This is a genomic window from Acetobacterium tundrae (assembly GCF_008086615.1).
Lineage (GTDB): Bacteria > Bacillota > Clostridia > Eubacteriales > Eubacteriaceae > Acetobacterium > Acetobacterium tundrae.
Genome location: NZ_RXYB01000008.1, coordinates 30920 through 46816 on the forward strand (window position 1 = coordinate 30920; position 15897 = coordinate 46816).

General features: G+C 38.7%; 13 protein-coding genes. 4 read left to right on the top strand and 9 right to left on the bottom strand.

Going from position 1 to position 15897, the window contains the following annotated elements:
* Window positions 1–33: 33 nt before the first annotated feature.
* The 6 genes from FZC40_RS08090 to FZC40_RS08115 form a co-directional block, all read right to left on the bottom strand.
* A complete protein-coding gene (locus tag FZC40_RS08090) occupies window positions 34–1173 on the bottom strand; it encodes an iron-containing alcohol dehydrogenase (protein WP_148603398.1) in 1140 nt (379 codons plus the stop codon).
* Entirely contained in the window at window positions 1170–2483 is a 1314-nt protein-coding gene (locus FZC40_RS08095; protein ID WP_148603399.1) for a sensor histidine kinase, read from the bottom strand. Before FZC40_RS08095 ends, FZC40_RS08090 begins: the two co-directional genes overlap by 4 nt.
* Window positions 2470–3153 (bottom strand): response regulator transcription factor, encoded by a 684-nt coding sequence (locus FZC40_RS08100; RefSeq protein ID WP_148603400.1) that lies wholly within the window; start codon window positions 3151–3153, stop codon window positions 2470–2472. Before FZC40_RS08100 ends, FZC40_RS08095 begins: the two co-directional genes overlap by 14 nt.
* 31 nt (window positions 3154–3184) lie before the next feature.
* Window positions 3185–5230, bottom strand: coding sequence for a hypothetical protein (locus FZC40_RS08105; protein WP_148603401.1), 2046 nt, complete (start codon window positions 5228–5230; stop codon window positions 3185–3187).
* A gap of 195 nt (window positions 5231–5425) precedes the next feature.
* Window positions 5426–6538: a tRNA 2-thiouridine(34) synthase MnmA gene (gene mnmA, locus FZC40_RS08110; RefSeq protein ID WP_279233323.1), complete on the bottom strand. Its 1113-nt coding sequence runs from the start codon at window positions 6536–6538 to the stop codon at window positions 5426–5428.
* Window positions 6539–6545: 7 nt separating this feature from the next.
* Window positions 6546–7733 (bottom strand): FprA family A-type flavoprotein, encoded by a 1188-nt coding sequence (locus tag FZC40_RS08115; protein WP_148603403.1) that lies wholly within the window; start codon window positions 7731–7733, stop codon window positions 6546–6548.
* A 403-nt stretch (window positions 7734–8136) separates the two neighbouring features.
* Between FZC40_RS08115 and FZC40_RS08120 the strand changes: the two genes are divergently transcribed.
* Window positions 8137–8424, top strand: coding sequence for a hypothetical protein (locus tag FZC40_RS08120; RefSeq protein WP_148603404.1), 288 nt, complete (start codon window positions 8137–8139; stop codon window positions 8422–8424).
* Window positions 8425–8481: 57 nt separating this feature from the next.
* Here the strand turns inward: FZC40_RS08120 and FZC40_RS08125 are convergent, their stop codons facing one another.
* From FZC40_RS08125 to FZC40_RS08135, 3 genes are read right to left on the bottom strand one after another with little or no spacing between them, the layout of a single operon-like run.
* Window positions 8482–8859: a putative ABC transporter permease gene (locus FZC40_RS08125; RefSeq protein WP_148603405.1), complete on the bottom strand. Its 378-nt coding sequence runs from the start codon at window positions 8857–8859 to the stop codon at window positions 8482–8484.
* Between the two features lie 44 nt (window positions 8860–8903).
* The gene (locus FZC40_RS08130) at window positions 8904–10130 is read right to left on the bottom strand and encodes a type II secretion system F family protein (RefSeq protein WP_148603406.1); all 1227 of its coding nucleotides are present in this window, start codon (window positions 10128–10130) and stop codon (window positions 8904–8906) included.
* 9 nt (window positions 10131–10139) lie between these two features.
* On the bottom strand, window positions 10140–11801 hold the full coding sequence (locus FZC40_RS08135) for a GspE/PulE family protein (protein WP_148603407.1): 1662 nt from the start codon (window positions 11799–11801) through the stop codon (window positions 10140–10142).
* A 218-nt stretch (window positions 11802–12019) separates the two neighbouring features.
* On the opposite strand from FZC40_RS08135, the gene FZC40_RS08140 reads away from it, so the two are divergent.
* The 3 genes from FZC40_RS08140 (at window position 12020) to FZC40_RS08150 (ending at window position 15830) form a co-directional block, all read left to right on the top strand.
* Window positions 12020–13366, top strand: coding sequence for a GDSL-type esterase/lipase family protein (locus tag FZC40_RS08140; protein ID WP_186843696.1), 1347 nt, complete (start codon window positions 12020–12022; stop codon window positions 13364–13366).
* 301 nt (window positions 13367–13667) lie between these two features.
* On the top strand, window positions 13668–14204 hold the full coding sequence (locus FZC40_RS08145; RefSeq protein ID WP_148603409.1) for a PadR family transcriptional regulator: 537 nt from the start codon (window positions 13668–13670) through the stop codon (window positions 14202–14204).
* A 75-nt stretch (window positions 14205–14279) separates the two neighbouring features.
* Window positions 14280–15830, top strand: coding sequence for an MDR family MFS transporter (locus tag FZC40_RS08150; RefSeq protein WP_148603410.1), 1551 nt, complete (start codon window positions 14280–14282; stop codon window positions 15828–15830).
* Window positions 15831–15897: the final 67 nt, after the last annotated feature.

The window sequence follows — 15897 nt, forward strand, 5'->3', positions numbered from 1 at the left end:
TTGCTAATTTAAAGTTGTTTTATCAACTTGTTGCTAAAACAACTTTTCTCCGTAATAAATACTTTTTAAAACCTTATCCATTTCATTTGCATCCATTTTAACAGGATTTTTTTGGGTCGATCCTTTTAATGCATTTTCTAAAAGGCTATCATAATTTTCTGAAAAATCACTTTCTTTAATTCCTGCCAGTTTGAAAGAAACTGGCACTCCAAAAATTTTATTCAGATCTTTTATTTCTGTGATAATATCTTTTCCGATAAGCCTGGATAACTCTCCTAAATCTTCGGCTACCGCTGGGTCCCTTTGGTTGTATTCCAAAACATAGGGCAGCGCAATGGCATTTAGCAGTCCGTGACTTGTGCCAAATCGTCCTCCAAAAGCATGGGCAATCCCATGGTCCATCCCCAAGCCGGCATTTTGAAAGGAAAATCCCGCCAGTGATTGAAAATTGTGAACATGCTGTCGACTTTCAATATCTCCTTTTTCGAAAGAATCCCGGAGATGCTTAATCAGTCCTTCAAATGCTCCCTTAGCCATTGTTTTTGTGAAATCATCCGCATTTTTATTAATATATGCTTCTACTGCATGAGTCACCGCATCCATCCCCGATTCAACCATCACATTCCGAGGCATGGAAAGTGTCAGTTCCCCATCCAAAATAGCAATGTCCGGAATAAAAGCCTTTGTTTTAAGTCCGATTTTTAGATTTTCTTCAGGAAATGTAATAACCGCCGCCCGGGTAACTTCAGCCGCTGTTCCTGACGTTGAAGGGACGGCAACAAGTTTAATTTTTTCTCTTTTCTGAGGGGCAATTCCATTTCTGATCGCTTCGATGGATAAATCTTCATACTCGCACATCAACGCCATCACCTTGGCGGCATCAATAACCGACCCTCCGCCGATGGCAAAAACCACATCGGGATTAAAAGCCCTCATTTTCGGCAATCCAGCCGCGACATCAGAAACCGAGGGATTGGCTCCAATCCCTCGGTAAATCTCGTAAGCCTTATTTTTTTCAATTAAAAACGTCTCTGCTCTTTTAATTGCACCATTTTTAAACATGGCCGACTTTCCGGTAATGATAAAGAATCGTTGTCCCTCAATATTTCCAATGGCTTTCAGCGTCCCTGGACCAGTAATCATCTGATCACCGTAGAATTTCAGATCACTCATTTTTTCTTTTCTCCTTCATCAAAATTCAATATGATTTTTGTTCCGTTATTTTCTTCACTTTCAATAATCATCCCTGCGTGATGTCCCTCGACAATCCAATTGGCAATGGACAATCCCAGGCCGGTCCCGCCCTCTGTTCGAGAACGGGCCTTATCAACTCGATAGAACCGCTGGGTCACTTTATCAATTTCATCCTTAGGGATGCCGATTCCCCGGTCGATCACTTCTACCGATATACCCTGATAGGTTTTTTTTGCCATCACTTGAATGGCTGTTTTCTCCCCACTGTATTTTATGGCATTATCCAGAAGAATAATCAGCAATTGAATAATTTGCTTTTCATCGCCATCAATAATCAAATCTTCGTCAAGGTTGTTAATTAATGTGATCCCCTTTTTCCCAGCTAAAGGAGCCATTTTTTCAGTGACAACTCTAATTAAATAGTTTAAATCGATGGATTCTCGTTGAATAATCATCGCACCTGAGTCCGCTCTTGCTAAAAACATGAGATTTTCGACGATCTGATGCATTCGCTGGACTTCATCATAAGCATTGTCGATCCATGTTATTTGACTATCAACTGTTTCGTCACCACTGGATTTTACAACCTCCAGATTCGTCTGAATCACTGCAATTGGGGTTCTCAATTCATGGGATGCATCCGCTAAAAATTCCTGCTGGCGCTCAACACTTTTTTTTATGGGTATCAGCGAACGCCCTGATAAAAAATATCCTCCCAGAAAAGAAAGAGTCGCGCCAACCAATACGGCTATCATAATCATTCGCAGCGCATTTCCTAAAAGCAACCGCTCAGGAGCCATATTTTGCATCGCTTGAATAATTTTCAATTCACCATTATTGTTAATGATCATATAGGTACAGATTTTATAATCTTTTTCGTCCTGCTCATAATTGCTGATCAGATATTTTTCACGGTTTTCACTGAAATAATGATTGGCTATTTCAATAAGCTGTGTCTTTTCTAACGGCAGATAGGATGATTGATCCAATACCTTAAACTCCTGATTCAAGATAACATAGGAAATATTATTTTGAATCAGACTTCGTGTGTACTCAGAATATCCCTGTTTTTCTTCTTCTGTCGTATCTTCCCCGCTTTGTGCTCTTTCCAAATAATCAATTTCATTTGCCAGCTGGGAACAGTAAATTTTAAGATTGTTATTCACATTTGTTTCCACATCCATATTGAGGACTACATAAAGAAAGATTGATATAAATAACAGGAGTCCTATTAGGACTCCTGTATTCATGAGTGTGAGATTCATCCGCAGCTTGTTAAGGCTCAACATTCTCCTTCTCCTTTAGAACATAACCCAATCCACGAATGGTTTTAATATAGGCTTGTGATTTATCCAGCTTTTTTCTTAAATAATGAACGTATATTTCGACACTATTTTCCATTGCCATACTTTCGATACCCCAAATCCGGTCTAAAATCTGTTCTTTCGAAATAGTCATTCCCGGATTTCTGATAAACATTTCTAATAGTTGGCCCTCTTTGGCCGTCAGTTTATTTAAAACCTCATCTACAAAAAGCTCGCCGGTGTTAATGTTTAAGGAAATGTTTGCATAATGAATCACATTATCTTGATAAACCTCCCACGGCCGTCTTCCCAGCGCTCTGACTCGAGCAATCAATTCCTCTGTAACAAAAGGTTTTACAAGATAATCATCCGCGCCCATGTTAAGACCATTCACTTTATCTTTAGTATCATCTTTGGCCGTTAACAGTAAAATTGGCACATTTTTTCCAGCTTCTCTGATCGAGCGAAGAATTTCCAATCCGCTCATTCCCGGGAGCATAATATCTAAAATAATGACATCATACACATCATTTTCACTGAACAGTTTGCCTTCGATGCCGTCATTTACTACATCTACCAAAATCTTATTTTTTTCAAAGATTTTTCCCAAAGCCGCCGCTAATGGTTTTTCGTCTTCAACTAAAAGAACACGCATCGTTTTTCAGTTCTCCTTTTAATGATCTTTTTTATTTTTTTTCTGGAAATGCTTCCTCTAACAACTCATCCATTGGCAGAACCTTCCCTTCAAACTTCGGCTCTTCAATAACCCGTCGGCATTCCAGAAAAATGCGCACCGCACCTTCATAATTTTCCAAAAAATTATCTGATTGCAATATTCCGCGATCCATCAAATGATAGATAAACAACCCCATATAATAAACCTTATCCGGTTCAATATTCTTCAGATTAACATATTTGAAGAAGGCTGAAAGGGCATTGTCTCCCTCATCAAGGATTTCTCCCGCGATCCGAACCCATTCTTTCGACAGGGTTTCCGTCACTGCTTCTTTAAAACTAACCCATATAATTGCCCTTGCAACCGAGTCTTCCAGAATATTCAGCGATTTTTGACACTCCTCTGCGCCGCGATTAATTGCCTCAATGATTTTAGGGGCATAGATGATCTGACCAAGCGTATAATTTTCTCTCAAATTTCCATCAGTATCAATTAATTTATTTAATAAAAGATCGCTTTCTTTCAGTTTTTTTTGGATCACATACCATTCGTCATAAATACAATAGGGCAAATAGCCAAAATCAGCAAAAATATGATTGATAATCCGTTGAACCTCCAAATATTTTTCCCGTTTTCTTTGAATCTCCTTTTGTTTTTTTAGAAAGGTTTCCATTTGATAATAGAGGTTATGACGTTCAAAAAAACGTTCCATTTGAGAAATTGTTTCCGGTTCATCACTATAAAAAATCAATTCATCTAAATCTCTCAGTTCTTCTCCTGCATTTCGGCCATTATTCATAACCAGTTGCAAATACTGCTTGTTTTCATAAGTTACCGTATTGCAGGGATGATAGATCGCATTGGGAAAAGTTTCTGTGTAAATAAAGAACACCTGTCGACTTCGTCTGAAATAAATAATATAACCCTTTGTTGTGAAAAATCCCCAGCCTTTATCACTGGGTTTATTTCCATGCTTGATATTAAAGCCTTCTGTATAAAGACAATTTTTCAAGAGATAAGTCACTATCTTTTCACTATTATCAATCCCCATATTTCGCAGATTCTGACGATAATAAGCCCAAAGCAGCTCGATAGTGGTTCCTTTCGGATCAAATAACGCCTCCATGGAAAACATCTTCTGTCCTTTTAAATTTTTCACGATGCATAAAAGCAGACAATCTAAATGAATTGCCTCAATGAATTCCCCCGGTTTAATTTTTTTTAAATCTTCCACAACCCGATCATTAAAATATTCCAAGCTGTCTTTTTTAAGCTTATCTAATAGCTTAGTCGTCTTTTGATTAAAGCGGTCAATCGCATTGCCAACAGCAAACATAATACTTTCCGACATAAGTGTCAAAACAACATTTTTTTTATCATCCCAGGGATAACAGACATTCTTTAAGGTCATTTCATTGATAATTTCTGAATTCTCAACTTGATAATCCACCAATGTGTCACTGGGAATTGAAATATGGATGAGCTTAGGATTCTCAATGGTATCAATAATTAGTCCTCTTCTACTCAAAAAAACATTGGCTTTGATCAGTTCGTCTTCGGCGCCGCAGTTAACCTCAACCTCTTGAAGGAATTGTTCGTTTTGGATCATATAAGCGACAAAATTTCGAGTGGTATCCAATCCCTGCTCTTTTAGATTTGGTTCGAAACCATATTGAAGTAATTTGTGAACAATCCGCACAATATCCTTTTGTTTGTCAATACCCCGACTCTCTTTTGCCCGAATAATGGTCTGATTGAGTGGTGAATCTAACCGAAAATAGCTTGGTGCAACAGAAAAAAGAGCTTCAACCGCTAAAAGAATAAGGAGATCAACCTCAACTGTAACCAACCCATTTTTCTGGACATCCTTATTTTTTTTAAGGTTATTCGCCATCCACTGATACATATCATCAATTTCACCGATACCCTTTTTCACGATTCCATGACATTCTCCGCAAAGAACATCATATTTTATATTTAATTTTTCATTTTCTATTTTATAACTCCGTTCAAAAAAGCCGATGGCTTTTCCGCATTTGTTACATGGCGTTTTCATTTTTTTCAATCCTTCCCTGTCGTCTGGCTTAATAAATTCTATTTTAGCAATCTTTTGCTTAACTTCTTCACAGTATCCACCAATTATATTAATGGAACTGTTTATAGTTTACCATAAAACTGTACTTTTTTCTCAAAAAAAACACAAAAGAGCAAGCTATTTAAGTTTGCTCTTTTGTGCCTTTATATGGAATTACTAAATCATTTCAATGTAATCGATAATCCCACCACCAAGACAAATATTCCCTTGATAAAGCACAACAACCTGTCCCGGTGTAACCGCTTTTTGAGGCTCATCAAAATCAATAAAAAGACGATCCGGAGTGACGCGAACTGAAACTCCCTGATCGGGCTGACGATATCGAAATTTAGCCGTACATTTAAACTCTTTCGCTGGAGCATGTCCGGCAATCCAATTCATTTCCGAAGCCTCTAGTGACTTGGAATAAAGTGCGGGATGCGAATCCCCCTGGACAACCACCAATTCATTTTTATTCATGTCTTTACTGACAACAAACCAAGGTTCTCCCGTTCCTTCTCCGCCTCCGATGCCCAGGCCCTTTCTTTGTCCCAGGGTATAATACATCAAGCCCTGGTGAATTCCTTTTACATTACCCGCCAGATCCACAATTTCCCCGGGTTTCGCCGGTAAGTATTGGCTTAAAAATTGAGTAAAGGGCCGCTCCCCAATAAAACAGATTCCGGTAGAATCTTTTTTTCGGGCAGTCGATAAATTATTTTTTACCGCCATGCGCCGAACCTCAGACTTGGAAAGGTGTCCAATGGGGAACATCACATCCGCCAATTCTTTTTGTCCTAATTGACATAGGAAATAGGTTTGGTCCTTATTGTGGTCAAATGCTCGTTTTAACCGGTATTGCTCATTGACAAAATCGATTTGAGCATAATGGCCGGTTGCTAAATAATCTCCCCCGACCACCTTTAGCGCATAATCTAAAAACCGCTTGAATTTTATTTCACGGTTGCATAATACATCCGGATTTGGAGTTCTCCCTTTTTTATATTCGTCAAGAAAATAAGTAAAAACAGAGTCATAATATTCTTTAGCAAAATTCACTGTATAATAGGGAATATCAATCGTGTCGCACACCCGTCTCACATCATCATAATCCTCTGTCGCAGTACACAAACCTGAATCATCCTTTTCTTCCCAATTTTTCATGAAGACTCCAATGACTTCATAGCCGCGTTCCTTCAACAACAATGCTGCAACCGATGAATCGACCCCACCTGACATGCCTACAACGATTTTCATTTTTTGGTTTTCCTCCTCTGTTTTATCTCCCAATTCCTTTTTACTTAATTGCTTCGGCCATTTCCTTTGCTAGTGTATTAAGTGCTAACACATCCTGTTCATCAGGTGTGCCTTTGATCATGAGTATTTCATCAATCACATCAACTTTAGCGCACTCAATAAAAGCACTGAAATTTTTATCTGCGCCACCGCTCCAACTATAATCAGCAAAAAAACCAACCTTGTGATTATCAACTTTAATTTCACTTAATTTATAAAGCAAATTTGCCATTTTAGGGAAAATCTGTCCGTAATAAGATGGGGCTCCCAGAAACAGCCCTTTATATTTCCATATGTCAGAAATAATAAATGAAATATCTGTTTTTGCCACATTATACAATTTCACTTCACCAACGCCTTCATTTTTTAAGGCAATGGCCAAAGTTTCTGCGGCCTTTTGAGTACAGCCATACATGGAACCGTAAGCAATCACAACGCCTGAGTCTGTTACCTTGGAACTCATTTTGACATACATATCAAGAATATACTTGGGATTATCTCTCCAAATGAGTCCATGGGATGGACAAATGGTTCCGATCTCAATTCCGCCTAATTTATTCAAAGCTTTTAAAGCCTGTCCGGCAACCTTTCCTACAATACATGCATAATATCGCCGAGTCGGTTCTTCAAAAGCTGCCAAATCATTTTCATCATCAAAAATACTTCCCACTGGTGCTTTAAAGCTTCCAAATACGTCCATTGAAAACAGTACCTTGTCGATGGTATCGTAGGTGACCATCGATTCCGGCCAATGAACCATTGGGGTCATGAAAAATTGAAGTGTATGCTTTCCAAGGCAAAGGGTGTCACCTTCACAAACTTCATGAAGATTTTCAGTGATTTGATAAAAATTATTCATGATCGGAAATGTTTTTTTATTTCCCACAATTTTTATGTCCGGATATTCTGCTAATAGTTCAATAATTCCGCTGGAATGATCTGGTTCCATATGATTGACAATCAGATAATCAACCTTTTTGTTTCCGATAATTGATTTTATTTTTTCTATATATTCATCGGCTTTTATGGATTTTACCGTATCTATAATGGCTACTTTTTCATCATTGATCACATAGGCGTTATAAGAAACACCTTCTTGCTCAATTGGCCACATTCCCTCAAAAAGTGTTGTTTGATAATCATTAACGCCGACCCAAAATATGTCTTCTTTTATTTTTACTGCATTCATATTATTCTCCCACTTTGACTATATTTGTTTAGGTTTAAATATAACCTTAAATCACAAGTTTTTCAAGAGGAAAATACTATCCCCTTCAATTATAGATCCAATCTCGGGCATCAATTAAGGCAAATAAAATTCCGGACAAAAAAAAGGTGCATCAGCACCTTTTTTTTAAGAAAATTAAGAAAGGAAATTAAAACGTTTTCACACCATGTTCTTATTATATACGATTACATTTTAAAAATCCAGCGTTTTTTTGTTTTTTATGAATTTTTTATCCATTTAGTGCCTTAAAGCTTAATGAAATTTCGCTGTTCTTTTTACTTTTTAATGTGTTTACGATTTTAAAAAAGCTGTGTTATAATAAACTTGAGCAAATTTTAATCTGAACCTGAAAGGAGCTGGCGAGATGAGTGAAAAAAAAGACCCCGATTTTTCTGCTGCTGATTCACAATGTAGTGAAAAAGAAATAAAAGAGGAATTACGACGATTATTTTTAGGTGGGGATGACTGGAGCAAAGAAGCTTGCATGGGTTATTTTCTTAAAACTTGTCAAAGTGCAAAGCTCGATATAAATACAACTCAGAATTTGGCCATTATACTCTATCATCTTTTTGATGAATTATCTGTTGGTGATGCAAAAAAATTTTATTACAATGAATGCCACACCATTTTGACCGGACGCAATCATATATAGTTTTTCAATTTATTAAAGGACTTTCTCAATAATCTCGAGATAGTCCTTTTTATTTTTTTAAGGATGTCCGACTTTTACCATGTTTGGATAAATCTTTTCCATAAAATTGTCTGGATAGGTCTGATCTAAAAATTCATTAAAACTACTGTTTTCCGAAATTCCTTCTTCTCTCTGTGTCCAGCGATTGACTGCCAGAGCAGATATGGTCATATTTAGAATCATAAATACCACCAGGGTCATAAGTACTGCCCCAAAACCGTAAACCGGATTGAATGGACCGTATACCAAGCCTTGCCGACTTTCAATATAACCGTTCGACACTAAGCAAAACAGAGTTTCAATGACCACCCCCAAAAAACACCCGATCATAAACACCCAAAACAGCTTATAAAAATCAGTTCCCAATGCAAAACTTTTTTTAGACGCTCTAACCATCTTTCATCTCCTACTAAAATACAATCTTTAATCAAATTCATTATTCACATGCTGGAATATGCAGAATAGATATCAAATACCGGTAACATAATAGCTGCTAAAATAAAGAGCACCACTCCCCCCAATATGATTAGTATTAGTGGCTCCAAGGCTGTGCTCACCAATTCGATACAAGCTTGTATCTCATCTTTATAGATTTCATGCATTGTTTCCAATACCGCCGGTAAAGAACCGGAAGCTTCGCCAATGCCGACAAGTTGACAAAAAAGGCTCGGAAAAGCCACGCTTTCTTCCATTCCCTGAACCAGACTTGTCCCACCGGATACTTTTTTCGCTAATATTTTGACTTCGTTTTTTATAAAGCGATTGTCAGTAACTCCAGCCAAACGGTTTAATGCCGACAGGAGATCAATCCCACTATTTAATAACATTGCCATCGTTTTCGCCATCATTGATAAGCACCGTTTTTGATTAAGGCTTCCAATTAACGGCAATTTAATTTTTAAATAATCTCTGGCAAAGATAACCTTCGGGAATTCCAACATCATTGCAAACAATAAAACACCTCCGACGATAATCAAAAGGATGATTGACCAATGCGTCGTCAGTATTTGGCTAATGCCAAGAAGTAATCGGGTTGGTTTTGGAAGCGGTGCATCCATGGCCTCAAACATACCGACAAAAGTTGGCAGAACATAGGTCAGTAAAAAAATCAGCACTAGTGCTGCCACAAAAACCAGAATAATCGGATAAAAAAGGACCTGCTGAAGCTGGCGTCTGTTTTTTTCCTCAGTCTCATAATATTCAGCCATCCCAAGCAGAATTTCCGTAAGATTTCCACTCATTTCGCCAGCCTCAACCATAAAAACAAACAGTGATGGAAATGATTTAGGATAGGATTTCATCGCCTGTGAAAGACTCTCCCCCGATTGTATCCGACTGCATATCCCAAAAATATCCCTGGAAAAGCCCTTGTTCTTTGTTTCTTCCCCAATTAATTCCAAACATTTTAATATGGAAATTCCCGCATTTAACATGACATAGAATTTTCTGCTAAACTGGCTAAATTCAGTTGTCGATACATGTTTGAATTGAAAATCAAGTTCTCGATGTAAAAATCCATCGGCCTTCGTTTTTTCTGTTATCTCCAGAACAATTAGACTTTGCACATGAAGCAACACTGCAGCATCCTGCAATGTTTTTGCGATGAGCGTTCCGGCAACATTCTCCCCTTGAGCATTTTTGGCTTTGTAACTAAATTTTTTATCCATAACGGTTTCCTAATGATGCCAGTTTTTTTCAAACGCCAGGATCTCAAAACCCTCCGCAAAAGAGGTACTGCCATTTAAAATATACTGTTTTAAAGATTCTTCAATGGGGATCAGCCCTTCTTCCATAGCAATTTGGCGAATACTGTCATAATCTTTTCCCTGGCCGATAGACTCGCGAATGTTTCGCGTTATTTTCAAAACTTCCTGCACTGCCAATCGGCCCCGATACCCAGTACCGTGACACAAAGGGCAGCCTTCAGGATAATATAGTTTGATCTTTTCATCTGGTAACCCAAGAAGATCCTTTTCTGCTTGAGCTGCCCAGCCTTCCTTCTTGCAATTTGGACAAAGTCTTTTAATCAACTTTTGAGAAATAATTCCTCTAAGGGCTGATGACAATAAATAAAGCGGAACCTTCATATCCATCAAGCGTGTAATCGATGCAATGGCATTGTTGGTATGAATAGTAGATAACACCAAATGACCGGTAATCGCCGCTCGGGTTGCCATCGCTGCGGTTTCTTCATCTCGGATTTCGCCAACCATGATCACATTAGGATCTTGTCGTAAAATCGAACGCAATCCCATGGCAAAATTAAGTCCTGTTTTCTCATTCACTTGAATCTGATTCACATCCTCCATCTGAAATTCAACAGGATCCTCAATGGTAATAATGTTTTGGGTCTCAGAATTGATCCCATTGAGTAAACTGTAAAGAGTCGTCGATTTTCCACTTCCAGTTGGTCCGGATGCCAATATCATGCCATGAGGTGAATCCATTATGTCTTTAATCAGAATTTTCTGGTCACTTGAAAACCCCAGTTCTTCAATCTTCATTAAAAACTTGCACTGATCCAATAATCGCAAGACTATTTTTTCACCATGGATAGTTGGCATAATGGATACCCGAACATCAATCTGGCGACCCTCAAAACGGGTCGTAAAAGCGCCATCCTGAGGAAATCGATGTTCAGCAATGTCGCAGCCTCCAAGTATTTTTAAACGCGAGATCACGCCATGCCAGGTTTTTTCTTCCAACAATTTCATCAGCTGAAGCAACCCATCAATACGCAGCCGAATTTGAAATTTCTTCGGGAATGCTTCGATATGAATATCGCTGGCACCCCGGGTAACACCTTCATCAATTATTTCGTTCACAAGGTTGATGATTGACGATTCTTCGTTTCTGCTACCATCATGATTTGTTTTTTTTGAAATATCTTCATCATAACGAGTATTTTCATTATAGTATCTTCGAATCAGACTCTGGATACATTCTTTTTCTGCAACCAATATTTTCAACCGTTTTTTTGTTATCTGTTGCAAAATCCGAATGACTTCTTCATCAGTTGGATCTGCCATTAGGATGATTAAATGTTCTTCATTTGGCTGGTTTAATGGGAAAACAAGATATTCCAGGGCTTGTTCTTTTGTAAATAAAAATAAAACTTTTGAATCCATTAGATCTTTTTGAGGGTCATATACATTAAAACCCCACTCTTTATGAAAAATCAAAAGCAATTTTTCCGGAGAAATAACCCGGTCTTCTAATAATAAGTCCAATAACGAGCGGTCTGACTGTTGGGCTTCTTGAATTCTGTCGGTAATATCCTGGCGTGTTATTTCTTTGTTTTTTAAAAGCCTTTCCAAAATAAACTTATTTTCCTTCATTTCGCCTCCTATGAGTAAAACTAATGCCAGTATATCCGATTTGCAACAAAATATCCACAAAAACGCAATTGTATTCAATAAATTTCAAATCAAGCTTCTTAATTATTCCATGACGTCCAACTCACCTGATTTCATTATAAAAACGTTTACGTCTCAGTCAAAAAAGTATATAATTATAAAAAAATCTGAAAATCATGAAAAAGAAAGGAAAACAAATCATGAAAAAATTCACCACTTGGAAAATTTCTGCCAGTGCGCTGTCGATCATTATGATTCTTTCAATGTTTTTTTCAACCGGAGTTTTTGCTGCTGCTGGACAAACAGAGACAACATCAACCGGAAATAATTCGATTGAAACCAGTTCCTCTGGAGAAATCGGGGTTCAATATCGCGGTCATATTGAAAACTATGGGGATACCCCCAGCTCAATTGGACCAAATCTGAACTATCTTACTGGTCCTGATGAATTGGGAACGCGAGGTCAAAGTCTGCGGCTGGAAGGTGTCGCCATTAAATTAACCGGTGATGTTCCGGCCGGTGCAAGCATCACCTATCAGGTTCATGTTCAAGATAAGGGTTGGATGGATCCTGTTAAGGACGGTGTTTTTACTGGAACGACAGCTCAAAGTCTGCGGATAGAAGCTATTAAAATCAATCTTGAAGGTCTTTCTGGCTATGATGTTTATTACCGGGGCCATGTGCAGGATAAGGGTGACGTACCCAGCACCAACGGCGACTGGACTTGGGTTAAAAACGGAGCAGAACTGGGAACCACCGGGGAAAGCCTGCGTTTGGAAGCCCTCGAAATAAAAATTGTTAAAACCAATAATTATGTAGCCCTTGGCGATTCCATCGCTTACGGTATGAGTGCTGCACCGGGCTCGGACTATGCTGACCTTTTCTATAATAACTTAAGCTCAATCAGCGGAAATGAAGATATCTCCCTGGTAAATCAGGGGATACCAGGAGAAAAGTCCAGTGGTCTCTTATACCAATTACAGAATGATCCTACAACTATTAAAGCTTTGGGCAAAGCCAGTACGGTCTCAATCAGTATTGGGAGCAACAATCTTCTATCCCCTGTGATTACGACTCTGGCAACTGCATTCAATCTCGATCCGACTTCAGAGAATTTTGCCACCGAGCTGGCAGCTGCTTTAGCTGATCCTAACAATCAGGCAACCATCGCTGCTGCAATGCCAGAATTGCAAACCAATTTGGCCGCCGGTGCCCAGCAGTTCACTGCCGATTGGCCCAAAATAATTGGAACCATCAAGACATTGGCACCTCAAGCAAATATCTATGTATCAACATTGTATGATCCCATCAGTTCTCAAGATCCCCTTTATCAGGTATTTGATCCGATAATCCAGGGAATCAACGGTGTCATCATGACACCAGACAGCGGTTATAAAGTAGCTGATGTGTATACCGCATTCAAGAGTTACCAGGGCGTGGACCCTTTAGTTAATTTCAATTGGTACACGGGTAATTTGGATCCACATCCAACAACTTTAGGTCATTCCGTTATTTACCAATGTCTTCTTAACAGTCAGACTTATTAATAGCCAGACAATCATTTCACCAAACCTAGAATAAAACATCTCCACAAGACAGTGACTCAGCTGTAACTGCATGAATAAAAAACAGATTTCAAGAACACATAAAAACGATGAAACCACCCAACGATGGTTTCATCGTTTTTTTGATCGATTCAGGCGCCTTGGTTTAATCAATAGCCATTTTTATTTTTACCCGGTTTAATTCATCAATATTTTATAATTTCATCATTATTAAACATTGACTTCCGTGTATATTTACTTTATACTATATTGGTATACAATATACTAGTTGGGAAGTGAGTAAATGTCAACTGTTGATTTAATGTTATTAGGTGTTTTAATACAAAAACCGATGAACGCCTATGAAATGAAAAAAGAGATGGAATTCCGGAATATCAATAATTGGGTCAAAATCAGTTCACCGTCTGTCTACAAAAATCTCGTGAAGCTGTATAAATCTGAATACATCAATGGTGAAACAGTTCGTGAAGGTGAAATGCCCGAGAAAACCATTTATACAATCAACGAGAAAGGCCGAAATTATTTTATGCAACTGATGCACCAGTACTCTGAAAATCCAGGGACAGTATATGTGGATTTCTGTGCCTTTATTGCCAATCTTCATTATATGGATTATGAAACCGGCTTAAAAATGATTGCGATGTTGCAGGATAGTCTTGCGTATAAATGTGACAATGTTAATGTCCAACTTGAACGCATGGAGGGGGTATCATTTTATGCTACATCCATCATCACTCTCTATTCACAGATGTACACCGTTTTTTATAACTGGCTAGAGGATTTTAAAAAACAATATAAAAGCAATAATAAAAATAGCTAAAAACTACGCTATTTTTTTGCCCATATAGTATAAAGTATACTACTATATTACGAACCATTAAGGAGGGAATTTTTTATGCCGAAGAAACTAATGAGCAAATCACGAACGGTATTGATTCTTGCCGGTATTATGGCAAGTCTGCTGCTATCAGCACTGGATTCAACAGTTGTCAGTACAGCAATGAAAAATATTGTCGATAATTTAGGCGGCATGGCGGTTTATTCATGGCCATTCACCACCTATATGTTGTGTTCCACGATTGCCATACTGATTTGTGGCGGACTTGCCGATATCTACGGGCATAAATTGATGTTTATGATCGGTATCACAACTTTTCTCGCAGGTTCTATGCTGTGCGGATTATCCCAAAACATGATGCAGCTGATTGCCTTCAGAGGATTACAAGGAATTGGCGGAGGGATTATTGTTTCAAGCGTATTTACGGTAGTTGCTGATATGTTCGAGCCGGCTGATCGAGGTAAGTATACTGGTATCGTAACCTCCATGTACGGACTTGCCAGCATTATCGGACCTTTAGCTGGCGGTTTTATCACCGACGCGCTCGGCTGGCGATGGATTTTTTTTATCAATCTACCTCTGGGTATCCTGGCAATCGTTATCGTCGCAATCGCAATGCCTTCCTTCAAAAACGTTGAAATAAAAAAGCCGGTGGATTTCAAAGGGATCGCCACACTTGTTTTAACCCTAGTGCCTATGCTGCTGGCTTTTAGTATGGCCGGGAACAATTTCGCATGGATTTCTGTTCCTTGTCTTGGCATGTTTCTTTTTTCAGCCGTCATGATGGCACTGTTTGTTTTTCTTGAAAAACGATCGTCCAACCCTATGATCCCGCTTTCTTTTTTCAAAGACCGTGCTATCTATGTGTCATTTCTGATTGCATTCTTTTCCCAGGCTTTGATGTTTTCAACCGTTATCTATCTACCATACTTTGTTCAGGGTGTAATTGGTTCGTCGGCGACAATATCCGGAGCCGTCATAACACCTATGATGCTCGGGATGCTCTTGGCAAGCAATATCACTGGTCAGCTTGTTTCGAGAATTGGTAAGGCAAAACTATTATCGGCATCAGCTTTTCTTGTCATGGGTGTGGGAGCCCTGCTCCTTTCGACCATGGGCGTGGGAACTTCCTACTCCAGTGCCATTCTTTTTATGGTGATTTTGGGGTTTGGAGTTGGTATGAGCATGCCCATTACCAATGTTAACGCGCAAAATGCCGCCCCTAAAGAACAGATTGGTTCAGTCACATCAACGGTAATGTTTTTTCGCAACATTGGCAGTACCATCAGTTCATCTGTCTATGGTGTGATCATGACCAATTCACTGAGCAATGGATTCTCGGGGTTAAATATGCAGTATTTACCGCAGGAAATACAAGGAATGCTTAAAAATACCCAAATCATTACGAATGCCCAAACGGTAGCAACCATCCGATCTCAGGTGCCGGAGTTATACCTGAGTTATTTTGACAATTTGTATTTACAGGCGAAAGCCGTACTTGCCAACTCAATTCATGATGTCTTTCTGTTTTGTGTCGTACTCGCTGTTATCGGATTTTTTTGCGCTCTGTTTCTCCGCGAGGCTCCGATGATAAGAAGTGAAAAATAGTTAAAAGTGAACCTGTAAAAGTTGTTGAAATGATGGATGATTTAGCAAATAGGTAGCGCTTACCGTG

Coding starts and splice junctions, on each gene's coding strand:
- FZC40_RS08090 (WP_148603398.1), bottom strand. CDS start 1,173: ATGAGTGATCTGAAATTCTACGGTGATCAGATGATTACTGGTCCAGGG.
- FZC40_RS08095 (WP_148603399.1), bottom strand. CDS start 2,483: ATGTTGAGCCTTAACAAGCTGCGGATGAATCTCACACTCATGAATACA.
- FZC40_RS08100 (WP_148603400.1), bottom strand. CDS start 3,153: ATGCGTGTTCTTTTAGTTGAAGACGAAAAACCATTAGCGGCGGCTTTG.
- FZC40_RS08105 (WP_148603401.1), bottom strand. CDS start 5,230: ATGAAAACGCCATGTAACAAATGCGGAAAAGCCATCGGCTTTTTTGAA.
- FZC40_RS08115 (WP_148603403.1), bottom strand. CDS start 7,733: ATGAATGCAGTAAAAATAAAAGAAGACATATTTTGGGTCGGCGTTAAT.
- FZC40_RS08120 (WP_148603404.1), top strand. CDS start 8,137: ATGAGTGAAAAAAAAGACCCCGATTTTTCTGCTGCTGATTCACAATGT.
- FZC40_RS08125 (WP_148603405.1), bottom strand. CDS start 8,859: ATGGTTAGAGCGTCTAAAAAAAGTTTTGCATTGGGAACTGATTTTTAT.
- FZC40_RS08130 (WP_148603406.1), bottom strand. CDS start 10,130: ATGGATAAAAAATTTAGTTACAAAGCCAAAAATGCTCAAGGGGAGAAT.
- FZC40_RS08135 (WP_148603407.1), bottom strand. CDS start 11,801: ATGAAGGAAAATAAGTTTATTTTGGAAAGGCTTTTAAAAAACAAAGAA.
- FZC40_RS08140 (WP_186843696.1), top strand. CDS start 12,020: ATGAAAAAATTCACCACTTGGAAAATTTCTGCCAGTGCGCTGTCGATC.
- FZC40_RS08145 (WP_148603409.1), top strand. CDS start 13,668: ATGTCAACTGTTGATTTAATGTTATTAGGTGTTTTAATACAAAAACCG.
- FZC40_RS08150 (WP_148603410.1), top strand. CDS start 14,280: ATGCCGAAGAAACTAATGAGCAAATCACGAACGGTATTGATTCTTGCC.